The sequence below is a fragment of the Patulibacter medicamentivorans genome, from assembly GCF_000240225.1.
Taxonomy (GTDB): Bacteria; Actinomycetota; Thermoleophilia; order Solirubrobacterales; family Solirubrobacteraceae; genus Patulibacter; species Patulibacter medicamentivorans.
Genome location: NZ_AGUD01000182.1, coordinates 1 through 1181 on the forward strand (window position 1 = coordinate 1; position 1181 = coordinate 1181).

At 79.1% G+C, this 1181-nt stretch carries 1 protein-coding gene; it reads right to left on the minus strand.

Annotated elements, in window-relative coordinates:
- The coding region (locus tag PAI11_RS11090) for an ATP-binding cassette domain-containing protein (RefSeq protein WP_040599917.1) at nt 1–1181 on the minus strand (1181 nt) is incomplete at both ends.

The following is a 1181-nucleotide window of genomic DNA, read 5'->3' on the forward strand; positions in this document are numbered from 1 at the left end:
GCCGCCGCTCGCCGGCCGACAGCGGCAGGCCGCCGTCGCCGAGCGGCGTCTCCAGGCCCGCCGGCAGGGCCCGCAGCAGCGGGCCGAGGCCGGCCGCCTCGAGCGCGCCGCGCAGCTCGTCGTCGCTCGCGCCGCGCCCCATCGCGACGTTGTCGCGCAGCGATCGCGGCAGCAGCACCGGGTGCTGGGGGATCCAGGCGACATCGGCCCGCCAGCGCTCGAGGTCGACCTCGGCCAGCGACGCCTCGCCGCAGAGCACCTCGCCCTCGTCGGGCGCGCGGAGGCCGGCCAGCAGCCGCAGCAGCGTGGTCTTGCCCGATCCGGACGGGCCGGTCAGGACCGTCACCCGTCCGGCGCGCAGCCGCAGGTCGACGCCGTCGAGGGCCGGGCGGTCCCGGTCGCCGGAGGCGGTCCGCACGCCGCGCAGCAGCAGGTCGTTGCGGGCCGGATCCTCGGCCAGCCGGCCGTGGCGTCCGCTGGGGACGACGGCCGGGCGCTCGGCGGCGGCGGCCAGGTCGCGCAGCACCGGCTCGGCGTCGGCCGCCGCGTGGTACTCCGCCCCGAGCCGGCGCAGCGGCGCGAAGACCTCCGGGGCCAGCACCAGCGCGGCGATCGCGGGCGCGAAGCTCATGTCGCCCTTGGCCAGCCGGATGCCGCAGGCGACCGCGACCAGCGCGGTCCCGAGCATCGCCACCAGCTCGAGCACGAAGCTCGACAGGAACGCCTCGCGCAGCACGGCGACGGTCCCGCGGCGGTAGCGCTCCCCGGCGGCGCGGACCTGCTCGACCTGGAACCGCTCGCGGCCGAAGGCCCGCAGCACCGGCAGTCCGCGGAGCACGTCCAGCAGGTGGCCGTCGAGCAGCTGCAGGGCCGCGTGACGGCGGTCCGTGGCGCCCTGGGCGCGCAGCCCGACGAGGATCAGGAAGATGATCGCGACCGGCAGGGCGACGGCCAGCAGGCCGGCGCTGACCGGGTCGACGACCGCGACCGCGACCAGCGCCAGGAGCGGGCCGACGGTCGCGACGGTCCGCTGCGGCAGGTAGTGGCCGGCGTAGCGGGCGACCGCGTCGCTGCCGTGGACCGCGGTCGCGGCGAGCGCGCCGGGACGCTGGTCGCCGGTCGCGGCCGACGCGAGGGTCGCGTCGACGACCCGCGCCCGCAGCGCCGCGACGGCCCGGCGG